14 protein-coding genes are annotated in these 17,516 nt (G+C 71.6%); 7 read left to right on the top strand and 7 right to left on the bottom strand.

Annotated features, from left to right (window positions below):
- The first annotated feature begins 123 nt into the window (after positions 1-123).
- Positions 124-1,659: a PspC domain-containing protein gene (locus ABT057_RS42030; RefSeq protein WP_352349320.1), complete on the top strand. Its 1,536-nt coding sequence runs from the start codon at positions 124-126 to the stop codon at positions 1,657-1,659.
- Complete coding sequence (locus ABT057_RS42025; protein WP_352349318.1) at positions 1,646-1,891, top strand: hypothetical protein; 246 nt, start codon at positions 1,646-1,648, stop codon at positions 1,889-1,891. The genes ABT057_RS42030 and ABT057_RS42025 overlap by 14 nt, the downstream gene beginning before the upstream one ends.
- 72 nt (positions 1,892-1,963) lie before the next feature.
- Here the strand turns inward: ABT057_RS42025 and ABT057_RS42020 are convergent, their stop codons facing one another.
- Both ABT057_RS42020 and ABT057_RS42015 read right to left on the bottom strand, forming a co-directional pair.
- The gene (locus ABT057_RS42020; protein WP_352349316.1) at positions 1,964-2,485 is read right to left on the bottom strand and encodes a DoxX family protein; all 522 of its coding nucleotides are present in this window, start codon (positions 2,483-2,485) and stop codon (positions 1,964-1,966) included.
- 272 nt (positions 2,486-2,757) lie between these two features.
- The gene (locus ABT057_RS42015; RefSeq protein WP_352349314.1) at positions 2,758-4,047 is read right to left on the bottom strand and encodes a hypothetical protein; all 1,290 of its coding nucleotides are present in this window, start codon (positions 4,045-4,047) and stop codon (positions 2,758-2,760) included.
- Between the two features lie 202 nt (positions 4,048-4,249).
- Between ABT057_RS42015 and ABT057_RS42010 the strand changes: the two genes are divergently transcribed.
- On the top strand, positions 4,250-5,149 hold the full coding sequence (locus ABT057_RS42010; RefSeq protein WP_352349312.1) for a DUF4429 domain-containing protein: 900 nt from the start codon (positions 4,250-4,252) through the stop codon (positions 5,147-5,149).
- Here the strand turns inward: ABT057_RS42010 and ABT057_RS42005 are convergent.
- Positions 5,146-5,940: a class II aldolase/adducin family protein gene (locus tag ABT057_RS42005; protein WP_352349310.1), complete on the bottom strand. Its 795-nt coding sequence runs from the start codon at positions 5,938-5,940 to the stop codon at positions 5,146-5,148. The two genes, ABT057_RS42010 and ABT057_RS42005, sit on opposite strands and share 4 nt — an antisense overlap.
- A 148-nt stretch (positions 5,941-6,088) precedes the next feature.
- On the opposite strand from ABT057_RS42005, the gene ABT057_RS42000 reads away from it, so the two are divergent.
- Positions 6,089-6,562 (top strand): pyridoxamine 5'-phosphate oxidase family protein, encoded by a 474-nt coding sequence (locus tag ABT057_RS42000; protein ID WP_352349308.1) that lies wholly within the window; start codon positions 6,089-6,091, stop codon positions 6,560-6,562.
- A 27-nt stretch (positions 6,563-6,589) separates the two neighbouring features.
- Here ABT057_RS42000 and guaA read toward each other — a convergent pair whose 3' ends face one another.
- Positions 6,590-8,170, bottom strand: coding sequence for a glutamine-hydrolyzing GMP synthase (guaA, locus tag ABT057_RS41995; protein ID WP_352349306.1), 1,581 nt, complete (start codon positions 8,168-8,170; stop codon positions 6,590-6,592).
- A gap of 244 nt (positions 8,171-8,414) precedes the next feature.
- Here guaA and ABT057_RS41990 point away from each other — a divergent pair, with 244 nt between their 5' ends.
- Together ABT057_RS41990 and ABT057_RS41985 are read left to right on the top strand one after the other, a co-directional pair.
- Positions 8,415-8,738 carry a chorismate mutase gene (locus ABT057_RS41990; protein WP_352349375.1) on the top strand — a complete coding sequence of 108 codons (324 nt, stop codon included), beginning with the start codon at positions 8,415-8,417 and terminating at the stop codon, positions 8,736-8,738.
- A gap of 717 nt (positions 8,739-9,455) precedes the next feature.
- Positions 9,456-10,493, top strand: a complete 1,038-nt coding sequence (locus ABT057_RS41985) for an LPXTG cell wall anchor domain-containing protein (protein ID WP_352349304.1) — start codon at positions 9,456-9,458, stop codon at positions 10,491-10,493.
- 121 nt (positions 10,494-10,614) lie between these two features.
- Here ABT057_RS41985 and ABT057_RS41980 read toward each other — a convergent pair whose 3' ends face one another.
- The 3 genes from ABT057_RS41980 to ABT057_RS41970 form a co-directional block, all read right to left on the bottom strand.
- A complete protein-coding gene (locus ABT057_RS41980; RefSeq protein WP_352349302.1) occupies positions 10,615-12,438 on the bottom strand; it encodes a GMC family oxidoreductase N-terminal domain-containing protein in 1,824 nt (607 codons plus the stop codon).
- A gap of 74 nt (positions 12,439-12,512) precedes the next feature.
- Positions 12,513-14,147, bottom strand: coding sequence for a succinic semialdehyde dehydrogenase (locus ABT057_RS41975; protein ID WP_352349300.1), 1,635 nt, complete (start codon positions 14,145-14,147; stop codon positions 12,513-12,515).
- A 103-nt stretch (positions 14,148-14,250) separates the two neighbouring features.
- Complete coding sequence (locus ABT057_RS41970; protein ID WP_502974052.1) at positions 14,251-15,360, bottom strand: serine/threonine-protein kinase; 1,110 nt, start codon at positions 15,358-15,360, stop codon at positions 14,251-14,253.
- Between the two features lie 146 nt (positions 15,361-15,506).
- On the opposite strand from ABT057_RS41970, the gene ABT057_RS41965 reads away from it, so the two are divergent.
- Positions 15,507-17,507 (top strand): glycosyltransferase, encoded by a 2,001-nt coding sequence (locus tag ABT057_RS41965; protein WP_352349298.1) that lies wholly within the window; start codon positions 15,507-15,509, stop codon positions 17,505-17,507.
- Positions 17,508-17,516: the final 9 nt, after the last annotated feature.

Raw genomic sequence — 17,516 nt, 5'->3', positions numbered from 1 at the left:
CCCCTGATCTTCGGCCCCCGCGCAGGTCGAACGCCTCCCGGGCCCCGGCTCAGGGCCGATATCAGGGTCCGACCAGGGTCGTACCGACTGCCGCCGGGGCCGTCCGGCCGCCACCATGGACTCATGACAGATCACCAGCACGCCGCGGACGCCGTGCCCGACGGGGGCACCGCGCCCGACGCGGCCGCCCCGTCCTCCGGCGCCCGGGGCGCCGCAGGTGAAGAGCCTCGCGCGCACGGGCGTGCGGGCGCGCACCCGCACGGAGAACAGGGAGAGGAGCAGGACCGCGGCGAGGGACACGGAGGGCAGGGCGGAGGGCGGCAAGAAGGAGGCCGGGGCCTGGCGGGGGCGGGCGGGCGAGAGGACGCGCCGCTCACGGCCGAGGACACCCCCGACGGGTTCCGGCGCGACCGCCGGCACAAGACGCTCGCCGGGGTGTGCGCGGGTCTGGGCCGACAGTGCGACATGGACCCGGTGATCTTCCGGATCACGCTCGCCGTGCTCTCCGCGACCGGCGGCATCGGTCTCATCTTCTACGGCTTCGCCTGGCTCCTCGTCCCGTACTCCGACGAGGAACAGAACGAGATGCGCAAGCTGCTGACCGGCCGGGTCGACGGCCAGGCCCTCGCGGCCGTGCTCTTCGCGCTGGTCGGCTGCGGGGTCTTCCTGTCGATGCTGAACAACGGCAGTGTGCTGACCTTCGCCGTCGTCGTCTCCCTCCTCCTCGCCGGCGCCGGGTACTGGTCGCGGCACCGGGACTCCTCCGACCCCGACCCGCTGGCCGCGCAGGCCGTCGCCGACGCCCCGCCGGAAGCACAGGCGCCGCCGGTCCCGGCCGCCTACCCCTCGTGGTGGCGCGACCCCATAGTCAAGGACGGCACCCACTACGGAGGGACGGGCTATCTGTGGGGTCCGGGGGACCCCCGCGACCGGGACATCTCGGCGGCGATCAACGTCGGCCTGGGCGACCGCGGGAGAGACCGCGCGGAGATACGCGTCCCGCCGCGCCGCTCCCCCGCACCGCGCGGCCCTCGATGGACGGGCGGCTGGGTCTTTCTGCTCGCCGCGCTCATGTGCGGCGTCGTCACCCGGCTCACCTGGGACGACCACCCGCTCGGCACCAGTCTGCAGGCCGGCCTTGCGGCCGCGCTCATCGTGCTGGGCGCGGGCATCGCGGTCAGCTCCTTCCTCGGGCGCACCGGGCCCGGGTCGGTGTTCCTGGCGATCGTCACGGCGGGTCTGCTGGCCGGTTCGGCGGTCCTGCCGAAGGACGTCGGCACCCACTGGATCGACACGACCTGGCAGCCCACGACAGCGGCGCAGGTACGGGACGGGTACGACCTCGGCACGGGTGCCGGCACGCTGGACCTCTCCGGGCTGGACCTGGCCGAAGGACAGAGGGTGAGCACCAACGCCGAGGTGGGGGTGGGCCGGCTGCGGGTGATCGTGCCCCCGGACATACGGGTCAGGCTGACCGTCGACGTGGGGCTGGGTGACATCCGGTTGCCGGGCGAGGACAAGGAGGACGTGGACGTGGAACCGGGCAAGCACAGGTCGGTGACCCTGGCGCCGGTGTCGGGCACCAAGGACGCCGGGACGCTCGACCTCGACCTCCAGGTCGGAATGGGCCAGGCGGAGGTGACCCGTGCTGCGGCATGAGTTCCAGCCCGGCAGGCTGGTCGCCGGTGCCTGCTTCACCCTCGCGGGTGTCATCTACGCGGGCGACGCGGGAGGCCTCTGGGAGACGCCCTGGTTCGTGATCATCCCGGTGGTCGTGGCCGGCCTCTGTCTGGCCGGGGCGACGGGTGCGGTCACCCGGTCCATACGCAGACGCCGCGGGCCGGGCCGCGGCGCCCCCACCGCCGTCGAGGGTGCGGACAGACCCGTCTGAGCCACGGCCCAGGCCGTCGCCCGTCGTCGCCGCGGGTCCGCCGTCACCGCGGCTGCACCCTCACTCAGGGGGCTATTCCAGGGCGCCCCTGCGCTGGCGGCGCCGGCTACGCCAGGCGGAGTCCAGGGAGAGATAGGGGGCGCCCGCGAGGACGAAGGGGAGCCAGGCCATCAGGTAGATCAGGTCGTTGCCGTAGTAGTACGGGTCCGAGGCCCAGCTCACCGTCAGCCAGAGAGAAAGGGAGATCAGCGCGCCGCCGAGGGCTGCGAGGCGGGTGAGGAGGCCCAGCAGGGCACCGATGCCGACGGCGAGTTCACCGAGCGCGATGGCGTAGCCGAAGCCGACCGGGTTCTTCAGTGCCAGGTCGACCAGCGCGGGGATGGCGGAGGAGTCACGGACGGCACGCATGGTGTCGCCGATCGAACCGGCGCCGCCGTCCTTCATGAAGGCACTGTCGGTGAGCTTGTCGAGGCCTGCGTAGATGAAGGTGACGCTGAGAAAGATACGCAGGGGAAGGAGGGCGTACTTGGTGGCGGTGTCCCGCCAGCCCCGGCCGCCGCCGTCGAGATAAGGGGGATAGGTGTCCGTCCGCATGCCATGACTCATCGCCCGTGCCGCCTCTCGCCCTGAGTGGTGGGACCCCTCAACAGACCATACGTACGAAATGCGGGGTGTGCTCAACTGTTTGCACGAGCTCCGCGATCCTTCGGTTCACTCCGTACGCCCTGTTCACTGCGGCTGCCGGTTGCCGGCGTACCGGCACAGCCGAAGCCTCGGTCAGCCGGCCAGTCAACTGACTCAGCCAGTCAGCCAGTCAGCCGGTCGAAGAGTCAGAGCCCGGGCGTTGCCATGGCCGATCCTCGCTGTCAGTCGGTGATGTCGATTTCGTAGCGGTTGGTTTCCACGCCCGCTGCGGTGACGACCTGGACCTCCACCCGGCCGGGTTCCACGTCGGCGGGGACGGGGACGGTGAGGACGGCGTCGGTGGGGTTGTCGAAGCCGCCGGTGACCGGGACGAGGGGGACATGGACGTGGACCGGGCCGATACGGACGACCATGCGGGAGAGCCAGTCTGCGTTCTGGGCGCCGGGCGGGACGAAACCGGCGCCGCGGATCTCGATGTCGTCGCCGGTGCGGATGGGGGCGTCGAGGTCGCCGGCCTCGCGGGAGCGGACGATGGAGAGGATCACGGGGCGGCCGCCCTCGGCGTACTTGCCGGCGAGGTAGGTCGCGGCGGAGATCAGGACGACGACGGCCAGCCCCCAGGGCAGGTCGGGGAGCTGGTCGGGGCGGCGGGCGAGGCGGACCGCGGCGAAGGCCAGGGCGACGGCGCTGATCACGACGTACTGGATGTCGGCGAAGGTGCCGCGGCCGGAGTCGTCGGTGAGGAGGTCGGCCGCCCGAGGCCGGTGGGCGCGCACCTTCTGGAGGCGCTGGCCCAGGACACGCAGGCCGACCACCCGGCGGACCAGGACGGCGATGCCGCAGACCACCGCGAGAACGGTGACCACGCCGGCCCCGCGGGCGAGGTCGAGGCCGGAGAGCAGGGCGTCGCGTTCGGTGTGGCCGGAGGCGGCGGCGAGCCGGCCGGCCAGGACGAGCACCGCGTAGGCGACGAGGAGGACCCAGGCGGCGGCCACCGCGCGGGAGGTGGAGAGGCGGTTGTCCTCGCCGATGACGGGAGCGAGCGCGCCGCCGCGGGCGCGATGGAACCAGGAGGCGGTGGTGAGGGCGCCGGCCACGACGAGGGCGGCGAGGAGTCCGGCGGTGCGGGCCGAGGTCCAGCCCGCGCCGATCGCGGTCAGGGACTGGCCCAGGAGGAGGACGACGACGGTGCCCCAGACCGTGACGGCCGTGCGCAGCCAGAGGCGGGAGAGCCAGGCCTCGCCCTCGGCGCGGGCGCGTTCGGCGACGAGTTCCGCGGACTGGGCGAGTTCCTCGGAGACCCACTGCCGGGAGGCCGAGGCGGAGTGCGCGACGGCGGCCGGGAGACCCTGTCCGGCGGCGAACTCGTCGCGTTTGAGCAGGAACGCGGCGACGGCGCGCCGGTGTCCCTCGCGGGCGCCGTGCGGGCAGTCCCCGCAGGCGCAGCCGCCGTCGTGTGCGCCTGTTCCCATACCCGGGTTCGCTCCCTGTCTCGCCTCCTGCACCGCCACGTCCGACGCCCGCCTTCCCCGTGACCCGAACGGGCGGCAGTCCCGGAATGACCCGATTTGGACCCCCGGCGCCGCCCTGCTGACAACTCCCCCGTGATGACAGCGAATTGTGCCTTACCGCATATCGTCCGGGTTCGGCAGGTCTGGTCAGGGCGGGTGAAGGAGGCGGGGGCCGTGTTGACCCTGCTGCGAGAATTTGCGTATGGCCGAGATCATCCAGCGTGACGGGACCTGGGCCTTCGACGGCACGACGGTCCGGATCACGCCGGGGCTGCACCGCTCCGTGCCGCTGTTCCGACAGACGTACGGGGAGATCGCCGTGCCGCTGGAGGCGGTCGCGGGGATCTTCTACGAGCCGGAGCGCAGGCGGGGGCGGCTGCGGATGCGGCTGCGGGAGGGCGCGGATCCGCTGTTGCAGGCGACGGGCGGGCGGCTGCCCGAGGCTGCGGATCCCTATCGGCTGGCGGTGGACGTGGACCGGTCGGGGGTCGCCGAGTACGTGGCGGAGGAGATCCGGCACGCACTGTTGCTCGACCAGGTTCCCAAGGAGCCCACGAAGGCGTATCTGTTGCCGGGGCCGCCGGTTCCGGTGTCGGTGCGTTCCTCGGACGGGACGGTCTCGTTCGACGGTACGCAGGTGCGGATCGACTGGGCGGACACCTCGGACCGGGTGAAGCGGGCGACGGGGCCGCGGATCATCGCCATGGGTGATCTCGTGCAGGTGGAGTGGCTGCCGAACTCCGGGTACGAGGACGGCTTTCTGCGGTTCGTGACGCGGGAGACGGTGTTCTCGAAGCTGCCGGCGGAGAAGGACCCGTACGCGCTGGACCTGTGGGGCAGTGTGCGCCGGGATCTGCTGACCGCGCTGGTGGCGACCGCGGTGACCGCGCGGCTGCCGCACCCCTCCGTGCAGGTGGACGCCGAGGGGCCTCGGCGCCCGCACCGGCCCGCGGTGTCCGTCCCGGCGCAGGCCGACCACCACGACATACTGCTGCGGCGGCTGCGCGAGCTGGGCGAACTGCACCGGGACGGGGTGCTCACGGAGGAGGAGTTCTCGATGACGAAGGCCGTGATACTGCGCGGCTTCCAGGAGCCGGTTTAGCTCAGCAGGTCGGGTTCGCTTCGGCTGATGTCCTGCCACAGGGGCTGGTAGTTGATCCATGCCACCAGGTCGCCGCCGAGTTGTTCGCGGGTGGCGACCGCCGCCCGGTGGTCGATCAGGAGGGGGCGGCCGGCCGCGCGGGCGGTGAGCTGGACCTGACTGGAGCGTTCCATGGAGAGGAACCACCAGGCCGCCGCGTCGACTGAGTCACCGACGGTGAGCAGTCCGTGGTTGCGCAGCACGAGCGCCTTGCGGGAGCCGAGGGCGTTCGCGATGCGCCGGCCCTCCTCGGCGTCGACGGCGACGCCGGTGTAGGCGTCGTAGAGGGCGTGGTCCTCGTAGAAGGCGCAGCTCTCCTGGCTGATCGGGTCGAGGAGTTCGCCGAGGGCGGCCAGGGCCCGGCCGTGCACGGAGTGGCAGTGGGCGACGGCGACGACGTCGGGGCGGGCCGCGTGGACCTGGGCGTGGACGGTGAAGGCGGCCTGGTTGACGTGGTAGCGGCCCTCGACGACCTGCCCGTCGGAGTTGGCGAGAACCAGATCACTGACGGTGATGTGCTTGAACGGCATCCCGAACGGGTTGACCCAGAAGCAGTCGCTGAACTCGGGGTCACGCGCGGTGATGTGGCCGGACACCCCGTCCTCGAAGCCGAGCCGCCCGAAGATCCGTACCGCGCCCGCCAGGCGTTCCTTGCGGTGCCGGCGCTCGTCCTCGACCGAGTCGTGCATCGGCGGCATGGCGAACTGCAGCCGGTCGGTGGGCAGCGGGGCAGGCGGCGTGGGCCCGGGCATCGGTCCTCCAGCACTGGTGGGTGTACGGGCGGAAGTTACCGTCGGTCAGCGCAGGAGAACAGGCTTGTTATGTAAAGATGACGTGCGGCGCCGGAACGCGACACAAAACACGCCAGTGGGTGTCCGGTATCGGGGTCACACTCGGGGCATGGCATCGAACTGGGCGGCGTTCGCCGCGGCGGAACCGGAGCTCGCGAAGACCGCGGAGGAGCGTTTCGGCGCCTTCACGCATCACGTCCTGGCGACCCTCCGTCGGGACGGTTCTCCGCGCACCTCGGGCATCGAGGTGCGGTTCCTCTCCGGAGAGCTGTGGCTCGGCATGATGCCGGGCTCGCTCAAGGCGCTGGACCTGCGGCGCGACCCGCGGTTCGCCCTCCAGGTCAACCCGGGCGACGGCACCGGGATGGGCGGTGGTGACGTGCGGATCGCCGGGCGGGCGGTCGAGGTCGACGATCCGCGGGTCAAGGGCGCCTACGTGAAAGAGGTGGAACCGCCGGAGCCGTTCCACCTCTTCCGTACCGAGCTGACGGAGGTCGTGCGGACCTCTGTGGAGGACGAGACGTATCTCGTCGTCCAGGTCTGGAAGCCCGGTGAGCCCGTACGCGTCATCAAGCGCAGGTAGCCGTCGACGCAGCCGGTCGAGCGGCGGCTACTCCCACTCGATCGTGCCCGGCGGCTTGGAGGTCACGTCGAGGACGACGCGGTTGACGTCACGCACCTCGTTGGTGATCCGGGTGGAGATCTTCGCGAGGACGTCGTAGGGCAGGCGCGACCAGTCGGCCGTCATGGCGTCCTCGGAGGAGACCGGGCGCAGGACGATCGGGTGGCCGTAGGTGCGGCCGTCGCCCTGGACGCCGACGCTGCGGACGTCCGCGAGCAGGACGACCGGGCACTGCCAGATCTCGCGGTCGAGTCCGGCGGCCGTCAGCTCCTCGCGGGCGATGGCGTCGGCGTCGCGGAGCAGGTCGAGCCGCTCCTTGGTGACCTCGCCGACGATGCGGATGCCCAGTCCCGGCCCGGGGAAGGGCTGGCGCTGGACGATCTCCTCCGGCAGGCCGAGCTCCTGGCCGACCATCCGGACCTCGTCCTTGAAGAGCTTGCGCAGCGGCTCGATCAGCTTGAACTCGAGGTCCTCGGGGAGGCCGCCCACGTTGTGGTGGGACTTGATGTTGGCGGTGCCGGTGCCGCCCCCGGACTCCACGACGTCGGGGTACAGGGTCCCCTGGACGAGGAACTCCACCGCCGGACCCTCGTCGGCGATGATCTCGGCCTGGGCCTGCTCGAAGACACGGATGAACTCGCGGCCGATGATCTTCCGCTTCTCCTCGGGGTCGGAGACACCCTTGAGGGCGGTGAGGAAGCGCTCCTCGGCATCGACGACGACCAGCTTCACGCCGGTCGCGGCCACGAAGTCCTTCTCGACCTGCTCGGTCTCGCCCTTGCGCATCAGGCCGTGGTCGACGTACACGCAGGTCAGCTGGTCGCCGATGGCCCGTGCCACGAGGGCGGCCGCCACCGCGGAGTCCACGCCGCCGGACAGGCCGCAGATCGCACGCCTGTCCCCGACCTGCTCGCGGATGGCGGCGACCTGCTCCTCGATGACGTTCCCGGTGGTCCAGTTCGGCTGGAGACCCGCGCCGCGGTAGAGGAAGTGCTCCAGGACCTGCTGGCCGTGGGTGGAGTGCATGACCTCGGGGTGGTACTGGACGCCGTAGAGCTTCTTCTCGTCGTCCTCGAAGGCGGCGACCGGGACGACGTCCGTGGACGCGGTGACGGAGAAGCCCTCGGGGGCGGCGGAGCAGGCGTCGCCGTGCGACATCCAGACGGCCTGTTCGGCGGGGGTGCCCTCGAAGAGGGTGGAGGACGCCTTCGACACGTGCAGGTCCGTACGGCCGTACTCGCGGGCGCCGGTGTTGTCGACCGTGCCGCCGAGGGTCTGTGCCATCAGCTGGAAGCCGTAGCACATGCCGAAGACCGGGACGCCGGCCTCGAAGATCTCACGGTCGAGGCGGGGTGCACCCTCCTCGTACACGGACGAGGGGCCGCCGGAGAGGATGATCGCCGCCGGGTTCTTGGCGAGGATCTCCGCGACCGGCATGGTGCTCGGCACGATCTCGCTGTATACCCGGGCCTCGCGGACTCGACGGGCGATGAGCTGGGCGTACTGCGCGCCGAAGTCGACGACCAGAACGGTGTCGGGGGTGGCGGCAGCGGGAGTCGCTGGTGACACGGGAGCCTTCCGGCGGTGGGGCGGGGGTCTGTGTTTGCCGCCGATTCTACCGAGGCGGCCGTCCGGGTGGCCCCGCTCCGTCCTGTGGCATACTCGGCCCCATGCTCACGCACCCGGCCTTCCTCTTTACCTATGGCACCCGGCCCACCGGCTGCCATGGTCGTGCTGCTTGAGCAACTGACGAGCGACTTCCCCAGGCGCCCCGGGCCGACAAGGTCCGGGGCGCCTGGCGTTCGTCCGGACCCTGCCGCTCCGGGGCACGCCTCCTACCCGATCAGGAGCCCCCATGACCGCCCTCGACGTGACCGGCGCCCGTACCTCCGAGGCCGCCGACGTGATCTCCGGTGCCCGTGAGCGCATCGACGCCCTCGACGACCGGATCATCGGTCTGATCCAGGAACGGATGGCCGTGTCCGCCGTCATCCAGGAGGCCCGGATCACCTCCGGCGGCCGGCGGGTGAACCTCTCCCGCGAGATGGAGGTCCTCGGCCACTACAGCGACGCGCTGGGCAGGCCGGGTACGGCTCTGGCGATGACGCTGCTGGAGCTGTGCCGGGGTCGCATCTGAGTTCGGGACGCCTCTCACCCGTACGGCGCGTGACCGCCGTCGGCGGGTTTCGTTGGTCCCGGTGTCCGTTCCAGCCAGGGGCGGGCCCGGAGAACCACGCGTGGCTCACTGGAGCGATGAGGCGGACGGATCGTGCCGTGCGTCGTGGGACCTCGCTCCAGGAAAGTGACCGGACGGCAGGGGACAGCAGCCCGGTCACCCAAGAGAACGGCCGGCCTCGGGGACGCCCGGGGCCGACCGGCGGAAAATGCAAAAATGCACGAGGCTGGGTCAAACGGTTGCGGGCGCCGCGTTCATCCAGCACGATGCGTAGAAAGCCCCAGCACTCCAAGTCCCCTCTCGGGCAGCCGTATTGCGCGCATTGTCCCGCTCGACTGCCAGAGGTATAGACCATTGAGCGGCGCAACCCCCCGGCGCCGCTTCCCAGGCACCGGCGCTGCCCTGACGCCGGTGCTGACGGTAAGAAGGGCCCCGCGGATCCGTCCCGCGGGGCCCTTCTTCTTTTCTCGCGCATCCCTCGCGCATCCCTCGCGCATTCCTTGTTCGCGCACGGCTCACAAGCCCCGGGAAGTTGTGACGCAGATCACATAAGAATCCTGTGAGGGCAGAACAACTCTTCACAGGGTTCGCGGGTCACACCTACCGAAACAAGGGTCACAACCCGCGCCCCACATTCGCGGAAGACCTCCCCCAAACCCACCGTCTTCCGAGGTCTTCATGAAGCTTCCCCGCACTCTGGTCACCGCGGCGGCGACGGCCGCCCTGGTGCCGCTCGCCCTGCTGTCCGCGCACACCGCGTTCGCGGAGGAGACCGGGTCGCCGTCGGCCGACACTTCGGAGTCCCAGAGTTCGTCCCCCTCGACGTCCGAGTCGGAGAGCACGGGGGCGTCCGCCTCCTCGTCGGACACCTCGTCGCCCTCGGCCGCGGGGTCGCAGAGCGCGAGCGGCTCGGCGTCGTCGTCCGCCTCGTCGTCCGCCTCGTCCTCGGCCTCGTCCTCCGCCTCGTCGTCCTCGAGTGCCTCGGCCAGTGCGAGCGAGGACCCGTTCGACCCGGTCACCGACTGCAAGTCGATGGACTGGGACGACACGATCAGCGCCACGATCGACGGACTGCCGAGCAAGATCGTCGCCGGTTCCGGCTGGCATGACTTCAAGTACGTCGTCGCGAACGACTCCGACGCCGATCTGAAGAACGTGTACATGGCCACGCTGATGGAGTACGACGACGACACCGACGCGTTCCTGTCCGACGGTCTCGCCGTCATCCAGGTCAAGGAAGACGGCAAGTGGACCAACGCCTACCAGGACTCCTTCGACGACGGGGACGGCGGCACGGTCAACATCAGCAGCTCGTTCGTGGCGCTGCTCGACGAGCTCAAGCAGGGTGACTCCGCGACCTTCGACCTCCGGGTGAAGGTCAAGGCGTCGGCGCCGGCCGGCTCCTCGATCGCGCTCAGCGAGGCCGTCTACGCGGGCGAGGACGGCGGCTGCCACGTCACCGGTGACGTGTACGACGTCAGCATCCTCGCCGCGGGCAGCAACGCGACAGGCTCCGGCGACGCGAAGCCGAACGGCGACAAGCCCACCGGCGGCCCCAAGCCGCAGGGCAGCGCCAAGCCGATCAGCGGCAGCCTCGCCTCGACCGGCTCCGACTCCTCGCTCCCGATGATCGGCCTGATCGGCGGGGTCACCGTCGTCGCCGGTGCGGGCGCGGTGTTCGCGGCCCGGCGCCGCAAGACCGGCGCGCATGCGTAACACCTGAGGACCAGCGAAAGGGACCTGCGCTCGGAGGGGGGCACAGGTCCCTTTCGCTTGCCCTCTGCGCTCGTCCGTCCCCTTGCCCCTTGCCCCTTCGCCTGCGCAGCGGGCTACCGGGCTACTTCTTCGGCGGCACCGTCGGCGTCCCCAGGAACGGCAGCCGCAGCGCGCCGAACGCGTCCGCCGGGACCCCGGGCTCGCGCGGCTCCACCGGCTTCAGCCGCTCGTACGCCGCTCCCTGCGCCGGACGCGGGTCCGCCTCGCCCTTGTTCGGCCAGTACGACATCGCGCGCTCGGCCTGGGCGGTGATGGTGAGCGACGGGTTCACGCCCAGGTTCGCGGAGACGGCGGCGCCGTCGACGACGGAGATGCCGGGGTGGCCGTAGAGGCGGTGGTACGGGTCGATGACGCCGCTCTCGCGGGAGTCCCCGATGGGGCAGCCGCCGAGGAAGTGGGCGGTGAGCGGGGTGCCCATCAGCTCGCCCACGTTGGAACCGGCGAAGCCGTTGATGTCGGCCGCGATCGCCGTGGCGGCCTCCGAGGCGGCCCTGATCTGCTTGGGGTTGGGGGCCCCGTGGCCCTGGCGGGCGGTGAGCAGGCCCTTGCCGACGCCGTCCGTCTTCAGGTACGTCGTCAGCGAGTTGTCCAGCGACTGCATCACCAGGCCGATGATGGTCCGCTCCGACCAGCGTCGGTTGGAGAGCGAGCGCAGCACCAGAAGGGGGTGGCGGGCGGCGTTCGCCAGCCAGCCCGCCACTCTCGACGAGCCCTCCGCGTACGGCACCTGGAGGATCGACAGACCGCCCATCGAGTTGGAGCCCTTGCCGTAGCGGACGGGCTCGATATGGGTGTCGGCGTCCGGGTGGACGGAGGACGTGATGGCGACGCCACGCGTGAAGTCGGCCTTCGCCAGGCCGGTCGCCCTGCGGTAGCGGCGGTCGTCGGTCTGGGCGCCGACCAGGGCCTCCGAGTTGGTGCGGGTCAGCTCGCCGAGCCGGTCGGAGAGGTGGGGGAGCCGACCGCTCGACTTCATGCGGTGCAGCAGGGTCTGGGTGCCGTAGGTGCCGGCGGCGAGGACGACGCGGCGGGCCTTGAAGATCCGGCCCTTCGACCTGCGGCGGTCGTCGGTCGGCAGGGTGGCGACCGCGTAGCCGCCCCGCGAGTCGTCCGTGACCCACACCGCCGTCGTCATGGGGTGCACCACCGCGCCCGCCTTCTCGGCGAGGTAAAGGTAGTTCTCGTTGAGGGTGTTCTTCGCGCCGTGCCGGCAGCCGGTCATGCACTCGCCGCACTCGGTACAGGCGTTGCGGGCGGGACCCGCGCCACCGAAGTAGGGGTCCGCGACCTCTTCACCGGGCGCCGCCTTCGCCTCCCCCTCGGCGTCCTTGCCGTCGCCGAAGAACACACCGACCGGCGCCATGTGGAAGGTGTCGCCGACGCCCATCCGCTGGGCCGCCGCCTTCAGATGGACGTCGGAGGGAGTCATGGTCGGGTTGAGCCGTACGCCGAGCATGCGGCGCGCCTGGTCGTAGTACGGCTTCAGCTCCTCCTCCCAGTCGGTGATGTCCCGCCACTGGGGGTCGTCGAAGAAGGCCTTCGGCGGGACGTAGAGGGTGTTGGCGTAGTTGAGGGAACCGCCGCCGACGCCCGCGCCGGCCAACACCATGACGTTGCCGAGGAGATGGATACGCTGAATGCCGTAGAGGCCGAGCCTGGGGGCCCAGAGGTAGTTCTTCAGGTCCCAGGAGTTCTTGGGGAGGGTGGCGCGGGTGAAACGGCGGCCCGCCTCCAGGACACCCACCCTGTAGCCCTTCTCGGTCAGGCGCAGGGCGGTCACGGAGCCGCCGAAGCCGGATCCGACGACGAGGACGTCGTAGTCGTAGGCGTCGGAGTCGTGGACGTCCGAGTCGTGGGCGTCGGAGTCGTAGGTGTCCTGGGGCACGTGCTCTCCTCGTCGAGAACGGGTGGACTGAGGACCAGGGCCCTGGCTGCATTGCCTGGCGCAGCCGGAATTGCCTAGCGCAGCCGGAGTGCCTTCATCACGCGCAGGCTGGTGCTCATGAACGCCGCGTACTTCTCGTCGTCCATCCCCAGGGCCGGGGCCATCGGCAGCAGACGCTGCTGGGCCACCGTCTGGGCCTCCGTGTACTTGAGGATGCCCTCGGAGCCGTGGCGGCGGCCGAGGCCGGAGTCCTTCATGCCGCCCATCGGGGACTGGACGCTGCCGTAGGCGGGGGCGTAGCCCTCGTTGACGTTGACCGTGCCGGTGCGCAGGCGGGCGGCGACCTCGCGGCCGCGGCGGCCGTCCTTCGTCCAGACGGAGGAGTTGAGGCCGTAGGACGTGGAGTTGGCGAGGGCGATCGCCTCCTCCTCGGTCTTGAAGCGGTAGACCGAGACGACCGGGCCGAAGGTCTCCTCGCCGCACACGGACATCGGTTCGGTGACGCCGTCGAGGATGGTCGGCTCGTAGAAGTAGGGGCCGATGTCGGGGCGGGCGGTGCCGCCCGCGACGACCCTCGCGCCCTTGGCGACGGCCTCCTCGACATGGCGGGTCACGGTCTCCAGCTGTCGCGGGCCGACCAGGGAGCCCATGTCGGCGCCGTAGGCGAGGGAGTTGCCGAGGCGCATGCCCTTGGTGCGGGTGACGAAGCGGTCGAGGAAGGCGTCCGCCACCGACTCGTGGACGTACAACCGCTCGATGGAGATGCAGAGTTGTCCGGCGGAGGAGAAGCAGGCACGGATCGCGCCGGCCGCCGCCTTCTCGATGTCGGCGTCCTCCAGGACCAGCATGGCGTTCTTGCCGCCGAGTTCGAGGGACACCCCGACCAGGCGGGCCGCCGCACCTTGCGCGACCTCGCGCCCCGTGCGGGTGGAGCCGGTGAAGGAGACGTAGTCGGCGTGGCGGACGACCTCGGGGCCGACGACGGGGCCCTCGCCCAGGACGACCTGGAAGACGTCGGCGGGCAGGCCGGCCTCGACGAGCAGGTCGCGGGCCCACAGCGCGGTCAGGCAGGTCTCGGTGTCCGGCTTCATGACGACCGCGTTGCCCGCGACGAACGCGGGGAGCGCGTCGCCGACGGACAGCTCCAGCGGGTAGTTCCAGGGGGCGATCTGGCCGACGACACCGCGCGGGTGGCGCAGCTCGGTGACCTTCGTGAGGGTCGGCATGGCGCCGGCGTGACGCTTCGGCCTGAGGTAGGCGGCGGCCCGGCGGCCGTAGTGGCGGGCGGCCACGGCGACGGCCTGCACCTCCTCGTGGGCGTGCAGCCGCGCCTTGCCGGTCTCCAGCTGGATCAGGTCGAGGACCTCGGCCTGGCGGGCCAGGACCAGGTCGTGGAAGCGCAGCAGGACGGCGGCGCGCTCGCGGACGGGCGTGCGCGCCCACACCGCCTGCGCGGCACGGGCCGCCTCGAAGGCCTTGAGGACGTCCTCGGGGGTGGACTCGGGCAGGTCGGCGAGCTTCTCGCCGGTGAACGGCGTGTGGTTCGCGGTACGGCCGGAGCCCACGACGCCCTTGGTGAGCTGGGCGACGAGCTGGGGGGTGACCACGTCGGCGGCGGTGCGGACGCCGGCGGGGGCGGGAGCGAGGGGGTTGGTGCCGGCGGGGGTGGTCTTGGTACCGGTCGTTTCCGGGGCCTGCGAGTCCGTCATGAGCCGCAGGGTATGCCGCGAGGGGAACTTTGGGTACCCGCCGGTAACGGGATTCACGGACCGCACACACGACGCCAGTGTTCACTGGCAACGAACCCGCTGATCAGGGCGTTGTGTCCGGGGCCGCCCGGTCACCGGCCGGCAGCCCGGTGATCGCCGTACCGCCGGTCTGCTCCAGGCCGGCGGCACCGGGCCAGGCGCCGGTGCCGAGCAGCGCGGTGAGGACGGCGAGGGAGAGGGTGCGGGGGCCGAGGATGCGGCGTATCAGGGAGGGCTCCGGACCGGCGGGCGGCACCGGTGCGGCCGGGGCGGACACCTGGGGCGGTGCTGTGCGTCGGAGCGGCTCCGGCTCGGTGACCGGGTGCGGCGCCGGCCCGCCCTGCCTCTGCGCTCCCTCCCCCGCCACCGTCTCCAGCCGCGCGGCGACCTCCGCGGCCTCCGGGCGCTGTTCCGGGGTGTGGGAGAGGAGTCCGGATATGAGGGGGCCCAATGGCCCCGCGCTCGGCGCCTCCGGCGTCGTACGGCGCAGTGGCGGGCGGCCCTCCACGGCGGCGTGCAGCAGGGCGCCGAGGGACCACAGGTCGGAGGCGGGTCCGGCGCCGCGGCCGGACATGCGCTCGGGGGCGACGAACTCCGGCGGCCCGGTGAACCCACCGCCCGCGGCGAGCGCCTCCTCCCCCTCCCCCTGGGGGTGGGCGATCCCGAAGTCGGTGAGGACGACGCGGACGCTGTCGCGTTCGAGCAGGACGTTCGTGGGCTTCACATCGCGGTGGACGATGCCGACCGCGTGCGCGGCGCGCAGCGCGCCCAGCACGGCGAGTCCGATCCGCGCGGCCTCGGCCGGATCGAGGGGCCCGCGGGCGAGCACCTCGTCGAGGGACTCGCCGCGGATCAGTTCCATGACGATCCAGGGCAGTCCGCCCTCGACGTCGGTCCCCTCCACCACCACGTCGTGGATGGTGACGGCGGACGGATGGTCGACCCGGGCCGCGGCGCGGGCCTCCCGGTGGAGGCGGTGGGCGGCCCTGCGGTACTCCTCGTCCTCCGGCTCACCGGGCAACCGGGGCTGCTTCACGGCGACCTGGCGGTCCGCGAGTTCGTCGTGGGCCCGCCAGACGGTGCCGGTCCCGCCGGAGCCGATACGTTCCAGCAGCCGGTAACGGCCGCCGACCGTACGGCTCTTGGCACCTCCGCTGTCACCGTCGTCGCTCATCCCTCATGACTACCTTGCGGGGCGCCCGCTTGTCGACGCGGCGCCGGCGGTGTGACGCGGAAGCCCGGCCGGCGGTTGAGGTTCCCGGGGACTTCACACGTATCCCCTGACGACCGAGCTCCGCCTCCCACCAGGAGAACGTGACGATGTCCGATCCCACCGTCTCGGTGATCATCGCCGCCTACAACGCGATGCCCTACCTGACGAACTGCGTCACGTCCGTGGCCGAACAGAGCATCGGCGCGGAGCGGCTGGAGATCATCGTCGTGGACGACGGCTCCACCGACGGCACCCGCAAGGAGCTCGACCGGCTGGCCGAGGACCATCCGGGCCTGCTGCGCGTCTTCCACCAGGAGAACTCGGGCGGCCCCTCGGCGCCCCGCAACAGAGGACTGGACCACGCCCGGGGCGAGTTCGTGTTCTTCCTGGACGCCGACGACCATCTGGGCCCCGAGGCCCTGGAGCGCATGGTGGCGATGGCCGAGGAGAACGGCACGGACGTCGTCCTCGGCAAGGTGGTCGGCGTCGGCGGGCGCGGCGCGCCCACGTCCATGTTCCGGAGCAACCAGCCGAGGACGGACGTCTTCTCCTCGCGGGTGTACTGGACGCTCAACCCGATGAAACTGTTCCGCCGGTCCCTGCTGGACCGGCTCGGCCTGCGTTTCCCGACGGACCTGAGCATCGGTGAGGACCAGCTCTTCGTGGGCCCCGCCTACCTCCACGCCGACGGCATCTCGGTCCTCGCGGACTACGACTGCCTGTACTGGGTGGAGCGGGAGGACTTCGGGAACATCACGATCCGCACCGGCGGCACCGAGCCCCGGCTGACGTTCCTGCCGCGCGTGGTCGACATGCTCCTCGAGAGCGTGCCGGCCGGACCCGGCCGCGACCATCTGGCGCACCGCCATCTGACCGTCGAGGTGCAGCAGTTGCTCGACCATCTGCCGGCCGAGCCGCGCGCCCGGCAGGAGAAGGCCCTCGCCCGGCTCACCGACATCCTCGCCCCGCTGTGGCACGAGGGCATGAACGACCGGCTTCCGGCCCTGGCGCGGCTGCGCCTCCATCTCGTCCGGCACGGCATGGTCGACGAACTGCTGGAACTCCTGGCGTACGAACGGGAGTCGGCGCGGAGCAAGGCCCCCGTCCCGCTGCTCGTGGACGGCGGACGCGCCTACGCCCGCCACCCGTTCCTGCGCGACCCGCTCCGGGCGGTTCCCGACGAGGTCTACGACGTCACGGACACGTTGAGCGTCCGCCACCACGTCGAACGGGCCGAACTGCGCGGCACGACACTGCATCTGTCGGGCTACGGCTACCTGCACCAGGTGGCGACCCTGGACGTCGGCACGGAGCTCCTGCTGCGTGAGCGCGACAGCGGGGTGGAGCACCGGCTGCCGGTCACGCACACCGCCACCCCCGGGCTCAGGGAGGACGAGGACGGCGTCGTCTACGACCGGGCCGGTTTCACGGCCGCCGTGGACATCGGTACCGCGGCCGGCGGCGAGCCGCTCGGGGACGGGCTGTGGGACATCTCCCTCGTCGTCGGAGCGCAGGGCCTGTCCCGTGCCGTGCGTATCGGCAGCAAGCGGGACCGGCGGCTGAGCGGCCGGGCCGAGACCCGGTTGGTGACGACGGCCGGGAGTCTGCGCGCCGTGACCCTCTACACCACCAAGCCGTACGGCAATTACACCCTCGACCTGGGCGAACGCAAGCACAAGGTCACCTCGCGGGTGACCGTGGCCTCGGTCCGCTGGTCGGCGAGCCGTCCGACGGAGCTGGTGATCACGGGGCGGACCAGGCTGACGGGATGTCCCGAGGCCGGTCTGACGGCGGTCCTCACGGGGTCCGACGGCACCACGCGGACCCTCCCCGCCGTCCGCACCCCGTTCACCGACCTGTTCACGGTACGGCTGCCGGCCCCCGAACTGCCCGAGGGCACCTGGACCGGGCAGCTCCGGCTCGCCGACTGGACCGTCCCCCTCCCCGCGCTGCCGAAGAAGCTCCCCGCGGCCAAGTGGCACCGGCACGGGCGGCCCTGGTTCGCGAAGCGGGCGGCGGCGCCTGGGGACGGCGGGACGTTCGGGCTGGAGGTGGCGAGGACCCGGCTGCTGAGGGCGGCCACGGACCGCCTGCGCCGCGCGGCGTAGCCCTCCCGC

The organism is Streptomyces sp. NPDC002588, from assembly GCF_040295925.1.
GTDB lineage: Bacteria > Actinomycetota > Actinomycetes > Streptomycetales > Streptomycetaceae > Streptomyces.
This window is presented reverse-complemented; position numbering and strand designations above follow the sequence as displayed.